This is a genomic window from Micromonospora sp. WMMA1947 (assembly GCF_027497355.1).
Classification (GTDB): domain Bacteria; phylum Actinomycetota; class Actinomycetes; order Mycobacteriales; family Micromonosporaceae; genus Micromonospora.
The window spans coordinates 5,910,001-5,929,804 of record NZ_CP114909.1; the positions used below are offsets into that span (position 1 = coordinate 5,910,001).

Annotated in this window: 21 protein-coding genes (1 of these 21 cut by a window edge); 14 read left to right on the forward strand and 7 right to left on the reverse strand. The window is 73.9% G+C overall.

The window, feature by feature from the left end:
• Positions 1-1,058: the 5' portion of a tyrosine--tRNA ligase gene (gene tyrS / locus O7604_RS27690; protein ID WP_262015738.1), read on the reverse strand. Its footprint begins 226 nt before the window's first position; 1,058 of the gene's 1,284 nt are visible here — the first part of the coding sequence; it begins with the start codon at positions 1,056-1,058; the stop codon falls past the left edge of the window.
• A 107-nt stretch (positions 1,059-1,165) separates the two neighbouring features.
• On the opposite strand from tyrS, the gene O7604_RS27695 reads away from it, so the two are divergent.
• The 4 genes from O7604_RS27695 (at position 1,166) to O7604_RS27710 (ending at position 3,528) form a co-directional block, all read left to right on the forward strand.
• Positions 1,166-1,549 carry a PaaI family thioesterase gene (locus O7604_RS27695; RefSeq protein ID WP_262015739.1) on the forward strand — a complete coding sequence of 128 codons (384 nt, stop codon included), beginning with the start codon at positions 1,166-1,168 and terminating at the stop codon, positions 1,547-1,549.
• A gap of 71 nt (positions 1,550-1,620) precedes the next feature.
• Positions 1,621-2,847, forward strand: a complete 1,227-nt coding sequence (locus O7604_RS27700; protein WP_269700405.1) for a divalent metal cation transporter — start codon at positions 1,621-1,623, stop codon at positions 2,845-2,847.
• Entirely contained in the window at positions 2,844-3,224 is a 381-nt protein-coding gene (locus O7604_RS27705; RefSeq protein ID WP_269700406.1) for a hypothetical protein, read from the forward strand. The genes O7604_RS27700 and O7604_RS27705 overlap by 4 nt, the downstream gene beginning before the upstream one ends.
• A complete protein-coding gene (locus tag O7604_RS27710) occupies positions 3,211-3,528 on the forward strand; it encodes a PRC-barrel domain containing protein (RefSeq protein WP_281578297.1) in 318 nt (105 codons plus the stop codon). Before O7604_RS27705 ends, O7604_RS27710 begins: the two co-directional genes overlap by 14 nt.
• Before the next feature lie 27 nt (positions 3,529-3,555).
• Here the strand turns inward: O7604_RS27710 and O7604_RS27715 are convergent, their stop codons facing one another.
• The 3 genes from O7604_RS27715 to O7604_RS27725 all read right to left on the reverse strand — a co-directional run bounded on the left by O7604_RS27715 (position 3,556) and on the right by O7604_RS27725 (position 6,195).
• The gene (locus tag O7604_RS27715) at positions 3,556-4,911 is read right to left on the reverse strand and encodes a hemolysin family protein (RefSeq protein WP_269700410.1); all 1,356 of its coding nucleotides are present in this window, start codon (positions 4,909-4,911) and stop codon (positions 3,556-3,558) included.
• Positions 4,912-5,055: 144 nt separating this feature from the next.
• Positions 5,056-5,682 carry a hypothetical protein gene (locus O7604_RS27720; RefSeq protein WP_269700411.1) on the reverse strand — a complete coding sequence of 209 codons (627 nt, stop codon included), beginning with the start codon at positions 5,680-5,682 and terminating at the stop codon, positions 5,056-5,058.
• Positions 5,683-5,691: 9 nt separating this feature from the next.
• On the reverse strand, positions 5,692-6,195 hold the full coding sequence (locus O7604_RS27725; RefSeq protein ID WP_269700412.1) for a GNAT family N-acetyltransferase: 504 nt from the start codon (positions 6,193-6,195) through the stop codon (positions 5,692-5,694).
• 133 nt (positions 6,196-6,328) lie between these two features.
• Here O7604_RS27725 and ppdK point away from each other — a divergent pair, with 133 nt between their 5' ends.
• From ppdK to O7604_RS27755, 6 genes are all read left to right on the forward strand, one after another.
• The gene (gene ppdK / locus O7604_RS27730) at positions 6,329-8,989 is read left to right on the forward strand and encodes a pyruvate, phosphate dikinase (protein ID WP_269700414.1); all 2,661 of its coding nucleotides are present in this window, start codon (positions 6,329-6,331) and stop codon (positions 8,987-8,989) included.
• Positions 8,990-9,001: 12 nt separating this feature from the next.
• Positions 9,002-9,457 carry a hypothetical protein gene (locus O7604_RS27735; protein WP_269700416.1) on the forward strand — a complete coding sequence of 152 codons (456 nt, stop codon included), beginning with the start codon at positions 9,002-9,004 and terminating at the stop codon, positions 9,455-9,457.
• 162 nt (positions 9,458-9,619) lie between these two features.
• Entirely contained in the window at positions 9,620-10,630 is a 1,011-nt protein-coding gene (locus O7604_RS27740) for a zinc-dependent alcohol dehydrogenase (protein ID WP_269700417.1), read from the forward strand.
• A gap of 65 nt (positions 10,631-10,695) precedes the next feature.
• The gene (pflB, locus tag O7604_RS27745; protein WP_269700418.1) at positions 10,696-12,939 is read left to right on the forward strand and encodes a formate C-acetyltransferase; all 2,244 of its coding nucleotides are present in this window, start codon (positions 10,696-10,698) and stop codon (positions 12,937-12,939) included.
• Complete coding sequence (pflA, locus tag O7604_RS27750; RefSeq protein ID WP_281578298.1) at positions 12,936-13,718, forward strand: pyruvate formate-lyase-activating protein; 783 nt, start codon at positions 12,936-12,938, stop codon at positions 13,716-13,718. The genes pflB and pflA overlap by 4 nt, the downstream gene beginning before the upstream one ends.
• Before the next feature lie 32 nt (positions 13,719-13,750).
• Positions 13,751-14,020, forward strand: a complete 270-nt coding sequence (locus O7604_RS27755; RefSeq protein WP_269700422.1) for a hypothetical protein — start codon at positions 13,751-13,753, stop codon at positions 14,018-14,020.
• Here O7604_RS27755 and O7604_RS27760 read toward each other — a convergent pair.
• Positions 14,017-14,487 (reverse strand): cyclic nucleotide-binding domain-containing protein, encoded by a 471-nt coding sequence (locus O7604_RS27760; RefSeq protein WP_281578299.1) that lies wholly within the window; start codon positions 14,485-14,487, stop codon positions 14,017-14,019. The two genes, O7604_RS27755 and O7604_RS27760, sit on opposite strands and share 4 nt — an antisense overlap.
• A gap of 159 nt (positions 14,488-14,646) precedes the next feature.
• Between O7604_RS27760 and O7604_RS27765 the strand changes: the two genes are divergently transcribed.
• Both O7604_RS27765 and O7604_RS27770 read left to right on the forward strand, forming a co-directional pair.
• Positions 14,647-15,555, forward strand: a complete 909-nt coding sequence (locus tag O7604_RS27765) for a universal stress protein (protein WP_281578300.1) — start codon at positions 14,647-14,649, stop codon at positions 15,553-15,555.
• Between the two features lie 70 nt (positions 15,556-15,625).
• Positions 15,626-16,510: a universal stress protein gene (locus O7604_RS27770; protein ID WP_281578301.1), complete on the forward strand. Its 885-nt coding sequence runs from the start codon at positions 15,626-15,628 to the stop codon at positions 16,508-16,510.
• Between the two features lie 186 nt (positions 16,511-16,696).
• Here O7604_RS27770 and O7604_RS27775 read toward each other — a convergent pair whose 3' ends face one another.
• A complete protein-coding gene (locus tag O7604_RS27775) occupies positions 16,697-17,323 on the reverse strand; it encodes an FMN reductase (protein ID WP_269700428.1) in 627 nt (208 codons plus the stop codon).
• Positions 17,320-18,420, reverse strand: a complete 1,101-nt coding sequence (locus O7604_RS27780) for an LLM class flavin-dependent oxidoreductase (protein ID WP_269700429.1) — start codon at positions 18,418-18,420, stop codon at positions 17,320-17,322. Before O7604_RS27780 ends, O7604_RS27775 begins: the two co-directional genes overlap by 4 nt.
• A 138-nt stretch (positions 18,421-18,558) precedes the next feature.
• On the opposite strand from O7604_RS27780, the gene O7604_RS27785 reads away from it, so the two are divergent.
• Positions 18,559-19,197 (forward strand): DNA-3-methyladenine glycosylase, encoded by a 639-nt coding sequence (locus O7604_RS27785; RefSeq protein ID WP_281578302.1) that lies wholly within the window; start codon positions 18,559-18,561, stop codon positions 19,195-19,197.
• Positions 19,198-19,351: 154 nt separating this feature from the next.
• Entirely contained in the window at positions 19,352-19,777 is a 426-nt protein-coding gene (locus O7604_RS27790) for a hypothetical protein (RefSeq protein WP_013285554.1), read from the forward strand.
• Positions 19,778-19,804: the final 27 nt, after the last annotated feature.

The following is a 19,804-nucleotide window of genomic DNA, read 5'->3' on the forward strand; positions in this document are numbered from 1 at the left end:
ACCAGACCGGCCTCGGTCAGCGCGGCGCGCAGGGTCTCCGGGGCCAGCTCGTCGAGCGAGCCGCGCCCGAACAGCGCCTGGCTCGCCGCCACCGCCTGCGCCATCTCCCGCTCGCCGTGCACCAGCGTGGTGAGCTCCTCGGCGAGCGCCCGCTGGGCCAGGCGCGCCTGCGGGCGTTCCGCTGTCGCCTTCTCCAGCTCCTCCAGCTCCTCGCGGGAGCGGAAGCTGAAGTACCGCAGGTAGCGGCTGACGTCGCGGTCGTCGGCGTTGACCCAGAACTGGTAGAACGCGTACGGGCTGGTCATCTGCGGGTCGAGCCAGACCGTGCCGGTCTCGCTCTTGCCGAACTTGGTGCCGTCGGCCTTGGTGACGAGGGGCGTGGTGAACGCCTCCACCGGCCCGGCGCCGCGCCGCCGGATGTAGTCCACCCCGGCGGTGATGTTGCCCCACTGGTCGGAGCCGCCGTACTGGAGCCGGCAGCCGTGCCGGCGGTGCAGCTCGAAGTAGTCGTTGGCCTGCAGGAGCTGGTAGCTGAACTCGGTGTAGCTGATGCCCGTCTCCAGCCGCGCCTTGACCACCTCGCGGGCGAGCATCTTGTTCACCGGGAAGTGCTTGCCGACGTCCCGGAGGAACTCGACCACCGACATCTCGCCGGTCCAGTCCAGGTTGTTGACGAGTTGCGCCGCGTTCTCCCCGGTGTACGTGACGAACGGCGAGAGCTGCTCGCGGATGCGCTCGACCCAGCCGGCGATCACCTCGGGCGGGTTCAGCGTCCGCTCCGCGCTCTCCTTCGGGTCGCCGATCTGCCCGGTGGCGCCACCGACGAGCAGCAGCGGCCGGTGCCCAGCCTGCTGGAGCCGGCGGGCCATCACGACCTGCATCAGGTTGCCGATGTGCAGGCTCGGCGCGGTGGGGTCGAAGCCCACGTAGAAGGTGGTGCTCCCGCCGTCGAGCAGCTCGCGCAGTTCGTCGAGGCCGGTCGAGTCCTGGATCAGGCCCCGCCACAGCAGGTCGTCGGTCAGGGAGTCCCGCCCCTGCGGGAGGTTGCTGTCGGTCACGGTCACCGATTCTCCCCCATTGCCGGGCCCGGCCCGTACCGGGTTTGCCGAGGTGCGGCCGACTAGGCTGGCGGCGCCGTCGAACGCGAGGAGGAACCGCGGTGGACATGCCGAACCTGACCGGTGGCTTCGTGGCCCTGCTGGGCCTGACGTTCGACGAGGTCAGCGGGGACCGGGTGGTGATCCGGTGGAAGGTGCGCCCGGAGCTGCACCAGCCGTACGGGATCCAGCACGGCGGCGTCTACTGCTCGGTGGTGGAGACGGCGGCCAGCATCGGCGGCGCGCTCTGGCTGGGCGACAAGGGCAACGTGGTCGGGGTGTCGAACCAGACCGACTTCCTGCGCGCGGTGCGCGACGGCGAGCTGACCGCCGTCGGCACGCCGGTGCACCGGGGCCGCAGCCAGCAGTTGTGGCTCGTGGAGATCACCGACGCCGACAGCCGGCTGGTGGCCCGCGGCCAGGTGCGGCTGCAGAACCTCACCGCCTCCTGACGCATTCGCCCGAAACCGGGCACTGACGGCGATATCGTCGCCTCGGTGAGGACGTTCGCTCCCGGCCCGACGTGAGGAAGCTGTTCGCCGCCACGCTCGGCGTGCTGTCGGCCGTCGGCGGCTTCGTCGACATCGGTGACCTGGTGGCGGCCAGTCAGGCCGGCGCACTGTTCGGCATGGCCCACACCTGGGTGCTGCTGGTCGGAGTGGTCGGCATCTGCGCGTACGCGGAAATGGCCGGCCGGATCGCGGCGGTGAGCGGACGGGCGGTGTTCGACCTGGTCCGGGAGCGGCTCGGGCCGCGGGTGGCACTGCTCAACCTGGTCGCGTCGTGGCTGGTCACCGTCGTCACGCTCGCCGCGGAGCTGGGCGGGGTGGCGCTGGCGCTGCAACTGGCGACCCGGCTGAGCCACCTGTTCTGGGTGCCGCTCGCAGCGCTGGCGGTCTGGCTGGTGCTGTGGCGGCTGCGCTTCGAGCTGATGGAGCGGATCTTCGGCCTGGCCGGGCTGGCGCTGCTGGTGTTCGCGGTCGCGCTGGTGGCGCTGCCGACCGACTGGCCGGCACTCGGGCAGGGCGTGTGGCAGGTCAGCGCGTCCGGGCACGGCTGGCCGCTGTACTGGTTCGTGGCGGTGGCGCTGTTCGCCTCGACTGTGAGCCCGTACGAGGTGTTCTTCTTCTCCTCCGGCGGCGTGGAGGAGCGGTGGGGCGCGGCGGACCTGGCGCGGGCCCGCTCGAACGTGCTGATCGGCTTCCCGGTGGGCGGGTTCCTGGCGTTGTCGCTGGTCGCCGTCGCGACAGTGGCCTACCACCCGTCGGAGGCGTCGTTGAGCACGCTCGACGAGGTGGCGCGGCCGGTGGCGACGGCGCTCGGCGGCGCCGGCCTGGCCGCCGCGGTGCTCGCGTTCTTCGCGGTGACGTTCGGCGCGGCGCTGGAGACCGGGCTGTCGGCGGCGTACGCGGCGGCGCAGTACTTCGGGTGGCAGTGGGGCAAGCGGGTCCGCCCCCGGGAGGCGGCCCGGTTCCACAGCGTGCTGCTCGTCGGGCTGCTGCTCGGTGTGGTGATGCTGATGACGACGGTGGACCCGGTGCGGCTGACCGAGTACATGCTGGTGCTGAGCGCTGTGGTGCTGCCGCTGACGTACCTGCCGATCCTGGTCGTCGCCAACGACCGCGGGTATCTCGGCGACCGGGTCAACGGGCGGTGGATGAACCTGCTCGGCGCGGTGTTCCTGCTGCTCATCGTCGCGGCGTCGGTGGCGGCGATCCCACTGGCGATCATGACGGGGATGGGGCGATGAGGGTCCAGCTCGCCAAGCGGCTGCTCGACCGGCAGATCGTCGACGTGGACGGGCGGCTGGTCGGGCGGGTCGACGACATCGCGTTCGCCGTCGACGACGAGGGTTTCCCGTACGTCGACTGCCTGCTCACCGGGCAGGGCGCCCTCGGGGAGCGGATCGGCGGGCGGGTCGGGCGGCTGCTGGTGGCGGTGGCGGACCGGTTCACCGACGACCCGCCGGTGCCGCCGTTACGCGTACCGCTGTCCCAGGTGGCCCGCGTGGACAGCGCGGTGCGGCTGCGCTGCCCGGCTTCGGACCTGCCGCCGTCACCGGTGGAGGCGTGGCTGCGCCGGCACCTGATCGAGCGCATCCCGGGGTCCGGCCGTGCGAGCGGGTGAGCTGCTCGGCCGCACCGCGTACGACCTGCACGGGCGGAGGCTGGGCCGGGTGGTGGACGTGGTGGTGCGTGGCGGGTGGCCACCGGACCGGCTGCTGATCACCGACGTGATCGTCGCCGGGCACTGGTGGACCCGGGTGATCAGCGGGCTGATCGGCCCCGAGCTGCACCCGTCCGGGCCGTGGCTGTTGCGGGTGATCGCCCGGCTGGTCGGGCGGAGCACCCGTCAGCTGCCCGCCGACGCGGTGCAGCTGCTCCCGCCGGTGCCCGGTTTCCCGTTCGGCCCGCCGGCCGGAGGCCGCTGAACCGGGCACCGGGAGAACCGGCGCCGGTCAGCGGCGGGCGTCGTCGAGTTCCGGCGCGTCGGCCGGGTCGGCCGCGTCGCCTGTGGTGTCGTCGTCCGGGGAGCCGTCGTGGCGGCTGCGGCGGCGTACGTGCACCTCGGTGATGGCCCGCTGGTCGACGTCGGCCACGGACAGCTCCCAGCCGTCCACGGTGACCTGCTCCCCCGCCACCGTCGGGATGTGCCCGAGGCAGATCAGCACCAGCCCGGCGACGGTGGTGTAGTCGCCGGCCGGCCGGTTCGGCAGCTCCACGCCGAGGTCGGTCAGGTCGTGCACCGGGAACGTGCCGGGCAGCACCAGCGTGCCGTCGGCCTCGGTCCGCACGGCGCGCAGGTCCCGGTCGGTCTCGTCGTAGATCTCGCCGACGATCTCCTCCAGGATGTCCTCCAGCGTCACGATCCCGTCGACCGCGCCGCGCTCGTCGACCACGAGCGCGATGTGCTGGCGTTCGGCCTTGAACTGGCGCAGCGCGTCGACCACCGGCAGCGAGTCGGGCAGCAGCATCGGCGGGCGGGCGATCTCGTCGACCGGCCGGTCGTCGGAGACGCCGACCAGGTCCCGCAGGTGGATCACGCCCACCGCCTCGTCCAGGCCGCCGTGGCGGACCACCGGCGCCCGGGAGTGGCCGGTCGCCGCCAGGACGAGCCGGGCGGCCTCCGCGGTGGTGCCGCTGTCGAGCGTGAAGACCTGCAACCGGGGTACGAGCACCGCCCGCAACTGCCGGTCGGCGATCTCCACCGCGCCGGCGATGATCGTGCGCTGTTCCTTGGTGAAGCCGTGGTTGCCGGCCACGATGTCGCGCAGTTCGTCCGGGCCGATCTCGTCCGGCTCGGCCTTCGGGTCCAGACCGAACAGGCGTACCACCAGGTCGGTGGTGGCGCCCAGCAGCCAGACGGCGGGCCGGGTGATGCTGGACAGCACGTCCAGCGGGCGGGCCACCAGCAGCGCCCACCGCTCGGCCGACTGCATCGCGATCCGCTTCGGCGCCAGCTCACCGAAGACCAGCGTGACGAACGTGAGCACCAGCGTGACAGCGACGATGGCGACGGTCTCGGCGGCGTTGCCGAAGACGCTGAGCAGCGGCACGAGCGGCCGGGCCAGCGACACCGCGGCGGCGGCGGAGGCCAGGAACCCGGCGAGCGTGATGCCGATCTGGATCGTGGCCAGGAACCGGTTCGGATCCTTCGCGAGGCGGGCCAGGGTCCGTCCGCCGCGGCTGCTGCGCTCCAGCCGCTGCACCTGGCTGTCGCGCAGGGACACCAGTGCCATCTCGCTGCCGGCGAACGCCGCGTTGAGGATCACCAGCACACCGACCAGGGCAAGCTGGCTCCAGTAGCTCTGCACGACCGGTTATCTCCCTCGGCCCGATCCGGGTCGGCCGATGGCCGACTCGCCGGCCGGCAGATCCGGTCGGCGTGGCCCTCTGTTGCCCCGCGGGCCCGCCGCTGAATCATGACCGGCTCCGGCGTGGACCGCCGGAGCCGGGTCTCAGGCCGGTACGGGCAGGTCGAGCACGTACGCGCCGCCCTCGGAGCGGAATCCGAGCCGGTGGTAGTAGGGGGCGACCATGCCGGGCGGGCTGACCACCCGGCGGAAACCCCGGTCGGTGAACAGCCGGCTGCGCCGGTAGACGAACTCCCCGGGCGTGAAGTCGCGGAACGGCGGGGTCACGTAGTCCAGGTCGATCTGGGCCACCCCGCCCGGTTCGGCGTGCGAGAGCATCACGCCGACCACCTCGTCGGCGCGTACCACCAGGAAGGCCGAGCGGTCCGGAGCGGCCGGGTCCCAGTGGAAGCCGGGGTTGAACCGGGCGATGTCGGCGGCGTGCACCCGCAGCGTGTGCGCCAGGAACGCGTCGCCGGTGCCCACCTCGACCACCTGGTAGGTCTGCTCGTCGTGCCGGGTGGCCAGCAGCTTGCGCAGGTACCAGACGTTGATCACGGCGAGCACCACGTTCAGCCCCACCATCGGCCAGACCTGCACGGCGGCGTTGTAGCCGATCAGGATGAGGCAGCCGACGAGGTTGAGCGCGCGCAGCCGCAGGATCCGGGTCTGCAGCAGGGACCAGACCAGCAGCGCGGAGCCGGCCCAGCCGACGAGTTCCAGCCAGTTCACCCGGGGAGACTAGCGGTCTGCCTGGTCAGACCCCTCGGCGGGCAGCTCCAGCACGTACTCCTCGACCTCGGTGCCGCGCGACGGGGCGTACCCGGAGTCCTCGCCGACCACGACGAAGCCGCACTTGCGCAGCACCGCGAGCGAGGCGGCGTTGTCCTTCGCGGCGCGGGCGTGCAGCGGCCGGTGCGGCACCTCGCGCAGCAGCGCGCGCAGCGCAGCGGTGGCGTGGCCGCGCCCCCAGTGCGCCGCGTCGATCCAGTAGCTGACCTCGGTCTGCTCGCCGACCGGGAACGCGGCGACCCGGCCGATCACCTGGCCGTCGACGGTGACGGCGCGGTTGACGATGCGCGCGTCGGCGCGGATGCGCGCCCAGTGCGCGTCGAACGCGGCCCGGTCGGACGGGTCCTTCGGGCCGAACGCGGCCATCCAGTTCGCCTGCGGGTCCTGCTCGTGGGCGAAGAAGGCGGGCAGGTCGTCGTCGCGCACCGGGCGGAGCAGCACCTCGTTGGTCACGGCCGGGACGATACGTGGCCCCACCGACACTCTCGGGACCTCCGGCCCGGTGTGTGTCCCGTCCGGCCCTGCCGCGCCGCCGCCCGCCCCGGTTACCAAGGAGGTGGAACGACGCAGTCGAGGAGGCCGGACCATGTCGAAGTACGTCTACGACTTCATCGAGGGTGACCGCAGCCGGGCCGACCTGCTCGGCGGCAAGGGCGCGAACCTCGCCGAGATGACCCGGCTCGGGTTGCCGGTGCCGCCCGGGTTCACCGTCACCACCGACGCGTGCCGGGCGTACCTGGCCACCGGCGCGCCGCCGGACGGCCTGTACGAGGAGATCAACGCGCACCTGCGGGAGGTGGAGGCGCGGCTGGACCGGTGGCTGGGCGACCCGAGTGACCCGCTGCTGCTGGCGGTGCGCTCCGGCGGGCGGTACTCGATGCCGGGGATGATGGAGACGATCCTCGACATCGGGCTCAACGACACCACGGTGGCCGGTCTGGCCGCACGCACCGGCGACGAGCGGTTCGCCTGGGACTCGTACCGGCGGCTGATCCAGATGTTCGGCCGGACCGTCCACGGCATCCCGGCCGACGAGTTCGAGCACGAGCTGGCCGCCCTGCGCGCCACCGCCGGGCCGGACGGGCCGGGCGCCGGGCAGCTGCGCGACCTGGTCGAGACGTACAAGAAGATCTTCGTCCGGCACGTCGGGCACGACTTCCCGCAGGCCCCGCACGAGCAGCTGTTCCTGGCCGTCCGCGCGGTGTTCGAGTCCTGGCACTCGGAGCGGGCCCGGATCTACCGGCGGCAGGAGCGCATCCCGGACGACCTGGGCACCGCCGTCAACGTGATGGCGATGGTGTTCGGCAACCTCGGCCCGGACTCCGGCACCGGGGTGGCGTTCACCCGCGACCCGGCCACCGGCGCCCCCGGCGTGTACGGCGACTACCTGACCGACGCGCAGGGCGAGGACGTGGTGGCGGGCATCCGCAACACGGTGCCGCTGACCGAGCTGGCCCGGCTGGACCCGGTCAGCTTCCACCGGCTGCGGGAGATCATGGCGACGCTGGAGCGGCACTACCGCGACCTGTGCGACGTCGAGTTCACCATCGAGCGCGGGAAGCTGTGGATGCTCCAGACCCGGGTCGGCAAGCGCACCGCGGCGGCGGCGTTCGTGATCGCCGCGCAGCTGGCCGAGGAGGGCCTGATCACCGCGGACGAGGCGCTGACCCGGGTCAGCGGGGCGCAGCTCGCCCAGCTGATGTTCCCGGCCTTCGACGCCGCCGGCGCGCCCGAGCCGCTCGCGGTCGGCGTCGGCGCGTCGCCCGGCGCCGCGGTCGGGCGGGTGGTGTTCGACTCGGCCGCCGCGGCGGCGGCCGACGGACCGGTGATCCTGGTCCGCCCGGAGACCAACCCGGACGACCTGCCCGGCATGATCGCCGCGACCGGGGTGCTCACCTCGCGCGGCGGGAAGACCTCGCACGCCGCGGTGGTGGCCCGGGGCATGGGCCGGACCTGCGTGTGCGGGGCCGAGGCGCTGGGCATCGACGTCGAGCGCGGCGAGTTCGCCGTGGGCGATCAGGTGGTCCGCGCCGGCGACCTGATCTCGATCGACGGCACCAGCGGGCGGATCTGGCTCGGCGAGGTGCCGGTGCAGCCGTCGCCGGTGGCCCGGTACCTGACCGGTGAGCTGCGGCCCGAGGCCGACCCGCTGGTCGCCGCCGTGCACCGGCTGCTCGGGCACGCCGACGCGGTGCGCACGCTCGGCGTCCACGCCAACGCGGACACGCCCGACGACGCCCGCCGGGCCCGTGAACTCGGCGCCGCCGGGATCGGGCTGTGCCGCACCGAGCACATGTTCCTCGGCGAGCGCCGGGAACTGGTCGAGCGGCTGATCCTCGCCGACGGCCCGGCCGAGGTGGGCGCGGTGCTGGACGAGCTGCTGCCGTTGCAGCGGGCCGACTTCCTCGGGCTGCTCACCGCGATGGACGGGCTGCCGGTCACCGTCCGGCTGCTCGACCCGCCGCTGCACGAGTTCCTGCCTCCGCTCGCCGAGCTGACCGCCCGGGTGGCGGGCGCGCAGGCGCGCGGCGAGGAACCGGGCCACGACGGCGTGCTGCTGGCCGCGGTGCGGCGGATGCACGAGACGAACCCGATGCTGGGGCTGCGGGGCGTACGGCTCGGCCTGGTGGTGCCGGGACTGTTCGCCATGCAGGTGCGGGCGCTGGCCGAGGCGGCCGCGCAGCGGATCCGGGCCGGCGCCGACCCGCGCCCGGAGATCATGGTGCCGCTCGTCGGGGACGTGCGGGAACTCGCCGCCGTGGCGGACGAGGCACGGCGGGTGCTGGCCGAGGTGCCCGACGCACCGGACATCCCGATCGGCACCATGATCGAAACGCCCCGGGCGGCGCTGACCGCCGGGGAGATCGCCGCCGAGGCGCGGTTCTTCTCCTTCGGCACCAACGACCTGACGCAGATGACCTGGGCGTTCTCCCGCGACGACGTGGAGGGGGCGTTCTTCTCCACGTACCTGGAACGGGGGATCTTCCCGGTCTCGCCGTTCGAGAGCATCGACGCCACCGGCGTGGGCCGGCTGGTCCGCCTCGCCGTCGCCGAGGGGCGGGCGGCCCGGCCGGACCTGACCGTCGGCGTCTGCGGTGAGCACGGCGGCGACCCGGACTCGATCGGGTTCTTCGCCGACGCCGGGCTCGACTACGTCTCCTGCTCGCCGTACCGGGTGCCGGTGGCGCGGCTGGCCGCCGGCCGCGCCGCCGTCGAGGCCCGTACCGAGAAGTCCGACTCCCGCTAGGAGGGCAGCGCCATGACCGCCATCTTCAACCCGACCGGACCGGCGCTCACGCCGCTCCCCCGGCCCGCGCCGCCGCAGGCCGCGACGCCCGCCCCCGCCCCGGCCGCGACGCCGGACGGGCCGGTCGGCCCGGTGCTGGAGCTGCCCGGGGACGCCGCGCTGGTGCCGGTGAACCGCGACGGCCGCCCGGTCGGCGTGTTCGTCGCGGCGGGCGGCCGGGTCCGCTACCGGCGCGTGGTCGAACCGGATCAGCTCGTCGCCGCCGCCACCGGGGCGTTCGCGGTCGCCGCGCTCACCGCCGCCGTGGCGCTGTGGTCGCGGCGCCGGCCGCCGTCGGTCGGCACCGTCACCATGGGCCCGGGCGGATGGGTCAGCCTGCGCGGAGTGCCGGCGCCGCGGCTGCGCCCGGACCACAGGCCCTGGTGGGCGCGCGTGCTGCGGGCCCGCCGCCTGGTCGTCGATCGCTGACCACCCCAGGGGTACGGCCGCCGGTACGTCACCGGCGGCCGTACCGCCGTTCCCGGCCGGGAAGGGGCCGTTGGTCCCGGGTCACCGCGGTCCTGCGCCCCTGCCCGGCAGCGCCCGGACCGACGACGCTGAGGGTGAGAACGAGACCGAGGGAGGCCCCCGATGCGCGCCAGTGTCGTCACCGCGTTCGACCGTCCGATGGAGATCACCGAGCGTCCCGTGCCGGAGGCCGGCCCGGGCGAGATCCTGGTCCGCATCGAAGCCAGCGGACTCTGCCACACCGACATCCACGCCGCCCGCGGCGAGTGGCCGGTCAAGCCTGCCCCGCCGTTCGTACCCGGTCACGAAGGCGTCGGCCTGGTCGAGCAGGTCGGCCCCGGCGTCACCGAACACGCCGTCGGCGACCGCGTCGCGCTGCCCTGGCTCGGCTGGGCCTGCGGCACCTGCTCGTACTGCGTGACCGGCTGGGAGACGCTGTGCGAGTCGCAGCGCAACACCGGCTACAGCATCGACGGCGCGCACGCCGAGTACGCGGTGGCCTCGGCCCGCTACGCGGTCCGCGTACCCGACGGCGTGGACCCCCTCGAAGCCGCGCCGCTGACCTGCGCGGGCGTCACCACGTACAAGGCCGTCAAGGTCGCCGGAGTACGGCCGGGCGAGCGGGTCGCGATCTTCGGCATCGGCGGCCTGGGCCACCTCGCGCAGCAGTACGCGCAGATCTTCGGCGCCGAGACTGTGGCGGTGGACGTGACCGCCGAGAAGCTGGACCTGGCCACCTCGCTGGGCGCGGCGCACACGGTCGACGCCGCCACCACCGACCCGGTCGAGCGGATCACCGCGCTGGGCGGCGTGGACGTGGCGATCGTGCTGGCCGCGAGCCCCCGGGTGATCGAGCAGGCCCACCTCTCGCTGCGCCGCGGCGGCCGGCTGGTGCTGGTGTCGCTGCCGGCCGACAACGCGATCACCCTGCCCGTCTTCGAGACGGTGCTCAAGGGCATCACGGTGCTCGGCTCGATCGTCGGCACCCGCGCCGACCTGGCCGAGGTCTTCGCGCTGCACGCCGCCGGCCGTACCCGGGTCGTCTACGAGACCCGCAAGCTGGACGACATCAACGACGCGGTGGACGACGTCCTCGCCGGCCGGGTCGCCGCCCGGCTCGTGCTCCAGCCCTGACCCCGCCCCCGGTCCCCGCAACCGGCGGGGACCGGGCCACCGCCGACGCCCGGAGAGGGACCGACATGACCGCCACCGAACCCCTGGCCCCCTGGCGCGGATTCCACGCCGGAGCGTGGCAGGAGACAGTCGACGTGGCCGACTTCGTCCGCCACAACCACGAGCCGTACACCGGGGACGCGTCGTTCCTCACCGGGCCGACGCCGCGCACGCTCGCGGTGTGGGACCGGCTGCGGGAGATGTTCCCGGAGGAGCGTCGGCGCGGCGTGTACGACGTCGACGCGGCCACGCCGTCGTCGATCACCTCGCACGCACCCGGGTACATCGACCGGGAGCGGGAACTGATCGTCGGGTTGCAGACCGACGCGCCGCTGCGGCGGGCGATCATGCCGGCCGGCGGGCTGCGGATGGTGGAGACGGCGCTGCGCGCGTACGGGCGTGAGCCGGACCCGCGCGTGCACAAGATCTTCACCCGGTACCGCCGCACGCACAACGACGCGGTCTTCGACGCGTACCCGGAGACCGTGCTCGCGGCGCGGCGGTCGCACGTCATCACCGGGCTGCCCGACGCGTACGGGCGCGGGCGGATCATCGGCGACTACCGCCGGGTGGCGCTGTACGGCGTGGACCGGCTGGTCGAGGAGCGCCGCGCGCTCAAGGCGGCGCTGGACGACCGGCGCAGCACCGACGACGTGATCCGCGACCGGGAGGAACTGGCCGAGCAGATCCGTGCGCTCGGTGAGCTGAAGGAGATGGCCGCCTCGTACGGCTTCGACACCTCCCGCCCGGCCGCCACCGGCGCGCAGGCGATCCAGTGGCTCTACTTCGCCTACCTGGCCGCCACGAAGGAGCAGAACGGCGCCGCGATGTCGCTGGGGCGCACCGCCGGGTTCGTCGACGCGTACCTGCGGCGGGACATCGCCGAGGGGCGGCTGGACGAGAGCGGCGCGCAGGAGCTGATCGACGATTTCGTGATCAAGCTGCGGATCATCCGCTTCCTGCGTACCCCCGAGTACGACCAGTTGTTCTCCGGCGACCCGACCTGGGTCACCGAGTCGCTCGGCGGGATGGGCGCGGACGGACGGCCGCTGGTCACCCGCACCACGTTCCGCTACCTCCAGACGCTCTACAACCTCGGCCCGGCGCCCGAGCCGAACCTGACGGTGCTGTGGTCGCCGCGGCTGCCGGAGGGGTTCAAGCGGTTCTGCGCCCAGGTGTCGCTGGACACCAGCGCCATCCAGTACGAGAACGACGAGCTGATCCGCCCGGCGTACGACGACGACACCGCGATCGCCTGCTGCGTGTCGGCCATGCGGGTCGGCCGGGACATGCAGTTCTTCGGCGCTCGGGCGAACCTGGCGAAGGCGCTGCTGTACGCGATCAACGGCGGCCGGGACGAGCTGACCGGCACGCAGGTCGCCCCGCCGGCCGCGCCGGTCGGCGGCGAGACGCTCGACTACGACGAGGTGCTGGCCGCGTACGACCGGACGCTGGACTGGCTCGCGGAGACGTACGTGGACGCGCTGAACGTGATCCACCACCAGCACGACAGGTACGCCTACGAGCGGCTGGAGATGGCGCTGCACGACCACCCGGTGCGCCGGTTCATGGCCACCGGCATCGCCGGCCTGTCGGTCGCCGTGGACAGCCTGTCGGCCATCCGGTACGGCCGGGTGAAGGTGCTGCGCGACGACACCGGCCTGGCCGTCGACTACGCGGTCGAGGGCGAGTTCCCGACGTACGGCAACGACGACGACCGGGCCGACGAGATCGCGGTGTGGCTGGTCGAGACGTTCGCGGAGAAGCTGCGCCGGCAGCGCACCTACCGCGACGCGGAGCTGACCATGTCGGTGCTCACCATCACCTCGAACGTGGTGTACGGCAAGCACACCGGCAACACGCCGGACGGCCGGCGCGCCGGTGAGCCGTTCGCGCCCGGGGCGAACCCGATGAACGGGCGCGACACGCACGGCCTGGTCGCCTCGGCGCTGTCGGTGGCGAAGCTGCCGTACGACGCGGCCCGCGACGGCATCTCGCTGACCGGCACCGTCACGCCGGACGGCCTGGGCCACACCCGCGACGAGCGGATCGCGAACCTGGCCGGGGTGCTCGACGGCTACGCCGACGCCGGCGGGTTCCACCTCAACGTCAACGTGCTGGACCGGGCCACATTGCTGGACGCGATGGCGCACCCGGAGCGGTACCCGCAGCTCACCGTCCGGGTCTCCGGTTACGCGGTGAACTTCGTCCGGCTCACGCCGGAGCAGCAGCGCGACGTGGTGTCGCGGACCTTCCACGGGTCGCTGTGACCGGCCGCCCGCCCGCGCCGCCGGAGGTGACTCCGGCGGCGCCGGGTGCCGTCACCGGCGCGGTGCACTCGTGGGACACCTCGGTCGGGGTGGACGGGCCGGGCACCCGGTTCGTCGTGTTCCTGGCGGGCTGCCCGCTGCGCTGCCGCTACTGCCACAGCCCCGACACCTGGTACGGCCGCAGCGGCCGGCGCCGCACGGTGGACGAGATGGTCACGCTCGCCGGCCGGTACCGCCGGTTCATCCAGGTGGCCGGCGGCGGCGTCACGGTGAGCGGCGGGGAGCCGCTGCTGCAGCCGGCGTTCACCGGCGAACTGCTGCGCCGCTGCCACGACCTCGGCCTGCACACCGCGCTGGACACCTCCGGCTTCCTCGGCGTCCGCGCCGACGACGCGCTGCTGGACGCCACCGACCTGGTGCTGCTCGACGTCAAGGCGGGCAACCCGCAGACGTACCGGCGGGTGACCGGCACCGGCCGGCTCGCGCCGACGTTGCGGTTCGCGCAACGGCTGGCCGACCGGGGTACGCCGATCTGGATCCGGTACGTGCTCGTGCCCGGCCTGACCGACGCGGTCGACGAGGTGGAGCGGGTGGCCGACGTGGCCGCCGGGCTGGCCACCGTGCAACGCGTCGAGGTGCTGCCGTTCCACCGGCTCGGTGCGCACAAGTACGCCGAGCTGGGGCTGACCTTCCCGCTGGCGGACACCGAGCCGCCGGATGCCGACCTGCTGGCCCGGGTACGCGGGCAGTTCGCCGCCCGCGGTCTCACCGTCACCTGACCGGTTCCCCGCTGCGCCACTAGGATCGGGGCATGTCTCGTCTACGCCCGATCGCCCGTGTCCGCCCGCTGGCCGTCACCGGGGCGCGGGCCGTCGGGGCGCAGGCCACCGGCGCGGGTGCGACAGGCGCGCGGGCGCTGGGCGCGACGGCGATCGGCGCACTGGCCTTCGGCGCGTTCGCGCTCGGCGCCGTGGCGGTCGGCTCACTCGTGGTCGGCCGCCTGGCCGTGCGCCGCGCGGTGATCCGCGAGCTGCGCATCGGCCGGCTCGAGGTGGACGAGCTGGTCGTCCGCGACCGCTAGCTCGCCGCGGCGGTCGGATAGCCGTACAGGTCGAGCAGCCGGACCCGGGACGCCTGGAGCCGGTCCACCACCACGCTCATGAACCGGCTGGTGAGCTGACGGCCGAGCGTGTCGTCGGACTCCATCAGCCGGCGTACCCCGTCGGCGTCGAGTTCGACGGCGGTGCTGCGCTGGGTGGCGACCGCGCCGAACTGCCAGCGGTACGGCGGGAACAGCCAGGACCAGCCGAGCACGCCGCCCGGCCCGATCGTCTCGATGCCCACGTCACCGCGGCCCGGCACCGGGAAGTCCAGCGCCACCTGGCCGCCGCGGACCAGCCAGAACCGGTCGGCCTGCTGGCCGGCGCGGAACAGCCGGTGCCCGGGGTGCCAGACCACTGGACGGGCGTAACCGGTGAGCCGGGGCAGCCACTCGTCGGGCAGCCCGGCCAGGAAGGGGTGGACGCGGAGCATCTCCAGCGGGGTCATCGCGCCTCCAGGATCGACAGGAGGGGAGCACTGGGTTCCATTCCACCTCGCGAACGGCCCGGCCGGTAGGGGCCGATGGTCCCGGCCGGGCCGGGCGGATCGACTCTGCCCAGGTGGGAGCCGTCGGCGCAGGCTGGAGGGGAACCGAAGGAGGACGTGATGACCGACAGGACCGGTGCCCCCGTCGTGGTGGGCGTGGACGGCTCCCCGTCCGCGCTGGACGCGGTACGGCTGGCCGCACGCGAGGCGGTGCTGCGGCACCGGCCGCTGCGGGTGGTGAACGCCTTCCTGTGGCCGCTGGTCGGCACGCCGCTGGGCATGGTCGCCCCGGTGCTGCCCGACATCGAGCTGCGCCAGGAAGCCGAGAAGCTGGTCGAGGAGGCGGTGGACGAGGCCCGCAAGGTCGACGCGGAGCTGGCGGTGACCGGCGCTGTCGTCGACGGCGGGCCGGTGGCGGTCCTGTTGCGGGAGAGCCGCGACGCCGCGCTGCTCGTGCTGGGTCACCGGGGACTGGGCGGCTTCGCCGAACTGCTCGTCGGCTCGGCCGCGGTGCAGCTGTCCGCCCGCGCGGACTGCCCGGTGCTCGTCGCCCGGGGTGAGGCCCGCGCCGACGGCCCGGTCGTGGTCGGCGTGGACGGCTCCGCGCTGTCCGACGAGGCGGTCGGCTTCGCGTTCGCCGAGGCCGCGGCGCGCGGCGCCGAACTGGTCGTGGTGCACACCTGGCTGTACCCGCAGCCGGTGACCTACCGGGAGGCGTTCGGTGACGTCGTGCCGCTGGCGTACGACCCGCGGGAGCTGCGCGCCGACGAGCAGCGGGTGCTGGCCGAGGCGATCGCCGGCTGGGCCGAGCGCTACCCGGAGGTCACGGTACGGCCGAAGCTGGTCGCCGCCGCCACCCCGTCCCGGGTGCTGGTCGAGGAGTCCGTCGGCGCGCAGCTGACGGTGGTCGGCGCGCACGGGCGCGGTAGCCTCGGTGCGCTGCTGCTCGGCTCGGTCAGCCACGCCGTGCTGCACCACTGCCACAGCCCGCTCGCCGTCGTCCGGCACCGGGGGAACCGCGCCCACTGAGCCGGTTCCCCGGCCCGGGCGGGGCAGGTACCGCCACAATGGCCTGAGCCGACCGGAGGGAACGCACCAGATGAACCGACCCGTCGTGGCGGGAGTGGACGGATCGCCGTCCAGCCTGGCCGCCGCCGACCTGGCCGCCGCGACCGCCGTCGCCCGTTCCCGGCCGCTGCTGCTCGTGCACGGCTACCTGCACCCGATGGGCTACGGCGTGCCGCTCAACCCGTACGACCTGGGGGTGCCGGCGCCGACCGCGGAGTCGGAGAAGATGCTGGAGTCGGTCGCCGCCGACCTGGCCGAGCGGCACCCGGGCCTGCGGGTGCAGGTGCGCCAGGTGGCCGGCGGTCCGGGCGCGACGATGGTCGAGGAGTCCCGCCGCGCGGAGCTGGTGGTGGTGGGCAGCCGGGGCGTGGGCGGCTTCGCCGGCCTGCTGCTCGGCTCGGTCAGCGGGCAGCTCGCGCAGCACGGGCACTGCCCGGTGCTGATCGTCCGGCCCGAGGAGCAGCCGATCCCGGTGGACGGCCCGGTACTGGTCGGCGTGGACGGCTCCGACCCGGCCGCGTACGCGATCGAGCTGGCCGCGGACGAGGCCGAGCGGCGCGACGCGGAGCTGGTGCTGATGCACGTCCGGTCGCCGGAGCGCGGCGCGGTGGCGCCGGAGGTCGCGGCGGAGGCGTCCACCGCCGAGCGGGCCGAGGCGGCGGGACTGCTGGTGGAGGCCGCGGACCGGGTCCGGGCCGCGCACCCGGGCCTGCGCGTGACGGAGCGGGCCGTGACCGCCGCCTCGCCGGAGACCGCGCTCGTGGAGGCCAGCGGCGAGGCGTCGCTCGTGGTGGTCGGCTCCCGGGGCCGGGGCGGCTTCGTCGGGCTGCTGCTCGGCTCGGTCAGCCAGGCGCTGGTGCAGCACGCCCACTGCCCGGTGCTCGTCGCCCACCGGCCCGAGCCGGCCGACGACTGACGCGCCACGCGGCAGGCAGGGGTCCGGTCCGGTCCGGTCCGCCGAGCCGCCCGGTTAGAGGGATGTCCTGCAAGCGTTATGACTGAGAGGCATATTCATGCCTCTCAGTCATAACCGGTTTCCGGTGGGGTTCGCCGACGACGGCTACGCCCGGTAGCGGTCGCCTCCGCGCCGATCCGCCCGGCGTCAGGACGGGTCGCGGCCGGCGAGCAGGTCGGCGAAGTCGGTGGTGAGCGCGAACGGGTCGGCCGGGCCGGTCGCGGGCGGGCGGCGGTCCACCTGCTCGGCCAGTTCGGCTCCAGCCCGGCGGATCCGGGACCGCAGCGCGCTGTCGCCGTCGTCGCCGGCCCAGTCCTCGGGCGCGGCGAACACCGCCGTGGGCAGCGTCGCCGCCCGCAGGTACGTGAACATCGGCCGGACCGCGTGCTCCAGCGCCAGCGAGTGCCGGGCGGTGCCACCGGTCGCCCCGAGCAGCACCGGCTTGCCGGCCAGCGCGTCCCGGTCGACCACGTCGAAGAACGACTTGAACAGCCCGTTGTACGACGCGTTGAAGATCGGCGTCACCGCGATCAGCCCGTCGGCGGCGGCCACCTCGTCGAGCGTGCGCCGCAGCGCGGCCGGCGGAAAGCCGGTGAGCAGGTGGTTCACCACGTCGTGGGCGTGCTCGCGCAGCTCCACCACGCGCAGCTCGACAGTGGCGCCGCGGCCGGCCAGCTCGTCGCGGGCGGCCGTGGCGAGCTGGTCGGCGAGCAGGCGGGTGGACGACGGCTGGGCGAGACCGGCCGAGACCACCGCCAGGGTACGGCTGGTCATCGCTGCTCCCCGTCGGCCGGCGCGGCGTCGCGGGCGGCCAGCAGGCCGGCGTGGGTGGGCGCCTCGGGCACGTGCGCCGGACGCAGCGAGTCGAACTCCTTGCGCAGCACCGGCACCACCTCCTCGCCCAGCAGGTCGAGCTGCTCCAGCACCGTCTTCAGCGGCAGGCCGGCGTGGTCGATCAGGAACAGCTGCCGCTGGTAGTCGCCGACGTACTCGCGGAAGCCCAGCGTGCGGTCGATGACCTGCTGCGGGCTGCCCACCGTCAGCGGCGTCTCGCGGGTGAACTCCTCCAGCGACGGGCCGTGCCCGTAGACCGGGGCGTTGTCGAAGTAGGGGCGGAACTCGCGTACCGCGTCCTGGGAGTTGCGGCGCATGAAGACCTGCCCGCCGAGGCCGACGATGGCCTGGTCGGGCGAGCCGTGGCCGTAGTGCGCGAACCGCTCCCGGTAGAGGCCGACCATCCGCTGGGTGTGCTCCTTGGGCCAGAAGATGTGGTTGGCGAAGAAGCCGTCGCCGTAGTACGCGGCCTGCTCGGCGATCTCCGGGCTGCGGATCGAGCCGTGCCAGACGAACGGCGGTACGCCGTCGAGCGGGCGCGGGGTCGAGGTGAACGACTGCAGGGGCGTCCGGAACCGGCCCTTCCAGTCGACCACGTCCTCGCGCCACAGCCGGCGCAGCAGGTCGTAGTTCTCGATCGCGAGGGGGATGCCGTTGCGGATGTCCTGCCCGAACCACGGGTACACCGGGCCGGTGTTGCCGCGCCCCATCATCAGGTCCACCCGGCCGTCGGCCAGGTGCTGGAGCATCGCGTAGTCCTCGGCGATCTTCACCGGGTCGTTCGTGGTGATCAGCGTGGTCGCTGTCGACAGCAGCAGCCGTTCGGTGCGCGCGGCGATCCAGCCGAGCATGGTGGTCGGCGACGACGGCACGAACGGCGGGTTGTGGTGCTCGCCGGTGGCGAACACGTCCAGGCCGACCTCCTCGGCCTTGAGCGCGATGGCGGTCATGGCCTTGATCCGCTCACGCTCGGACGGCATCCGCCCGGTCGTGGGGTCGACGGTGACGTCACCGACGGTGAAGACTCCGAACTGCATGACCAGCTCCTCGCGTGGGGTCCGGACCGGTCGCCCGGGATCGCTCCTCACAACATATTTGACGAGTCAACTATTCCGGCCACCGCCCGCCCCGGCGTGGCCCGGATCACGTGCCACCCACCGACTACCCTTGCCGCGATGACGTACCCCTGGCTCGGCGCACCGGCCGCTCAGGTCGCCGACACCGCGCGGACCCTGCTCGGGTGGACCGTGTCGGCCGGCGGCGTCACCGTCCGGCTCACCGAGGTCGAGGCGTACGCGGGCACCGGCGAGGACCCGGCGTCGCACGCCCACCGCGGGCCGACGCCGCGCAACAGGGTCATGTTCGGGCCCGCCGGGCACGTCTACGTGTATTTCGTGTTCGGCATGCACTGGTGCGCGAACATCGTCTGCGGTCGCGACGGCGAGGCGGCGGCCGTGCTGCTGCGCGCCGGCGAGGTGGTCGACGGCGTCGAGATCGCCCGCGAGCGCCGGCCGCGCGCCGCCGACCGGGAACTGGCCCGGGGTCCGGCCCGGCTGGTCACCGCGCTCGGACTCGGGCAGGACGCCAACGGCACCTCGGCGATCGACGGCAGCGGCCCGCTGCTACTGACGCCACCGGCGAGCCCGGTCGACCCGGCGCGGATCGTCGCCGGGCCACGCGTCGGGGTCGCCGCCGCGCACGACCTGCCGTGGCGGTTCTGGCTGGCGGACGAGCCGAGCGTGAGCGTCTACCGGCGGCACACCCCGCGCCGCCGGCCCGCCTCGGCCGCCTCGGCGCGCAACTCACCGGCCTGAACCGGCCGTTCCGGGCAACCCGGAACACCCCGCACCGCGTCTGTGGTGCATGACGCGCCGCCTTGTCACCACACCCTGAGGGCGCGACGTTGCGCACGAATGCCTTTCAACAGGGTGTTGACAACAGGTCATTCTTGGGTGTGGGATGGACGGCATGGTCACCGTGGACAACGACCCGTTCACCGCTCCGGATGCTGCCCAGGCCCGGGCGCACCGCAACTACGCGGCGCTGCTGCGGATCGCCGAACGGCACGCCGGCACGAACTCCCGTCGCCGGCGGTACGCCCACCCCGACGTGCCCGACGCCTACGAGGCGGCCACGCTGGTGATGGCGCTCGCCGGAGGCGCCGAGCTGGACGAGGGTGAGGAGCCCGTCGACCAGGCCGACCTGATGGCCGCGCTGACGCTGATCCCGCACGTACGCGCCGAGGTGGACGCGCTGGAGGCCGGCCTGTTGCAGGTGGCCCGGGGCCGGGGCATGACCTGGCAGGCGATCGCCTTCGGGCTGGGGCTGGGCAGCGCCCAGGCGGCCCGGCAGCGCTACGAGCGGCTCACCGTCCGCACCGGCACCGGCGACTGACCGGCGGCGCGCACTGTCACAGGGGCG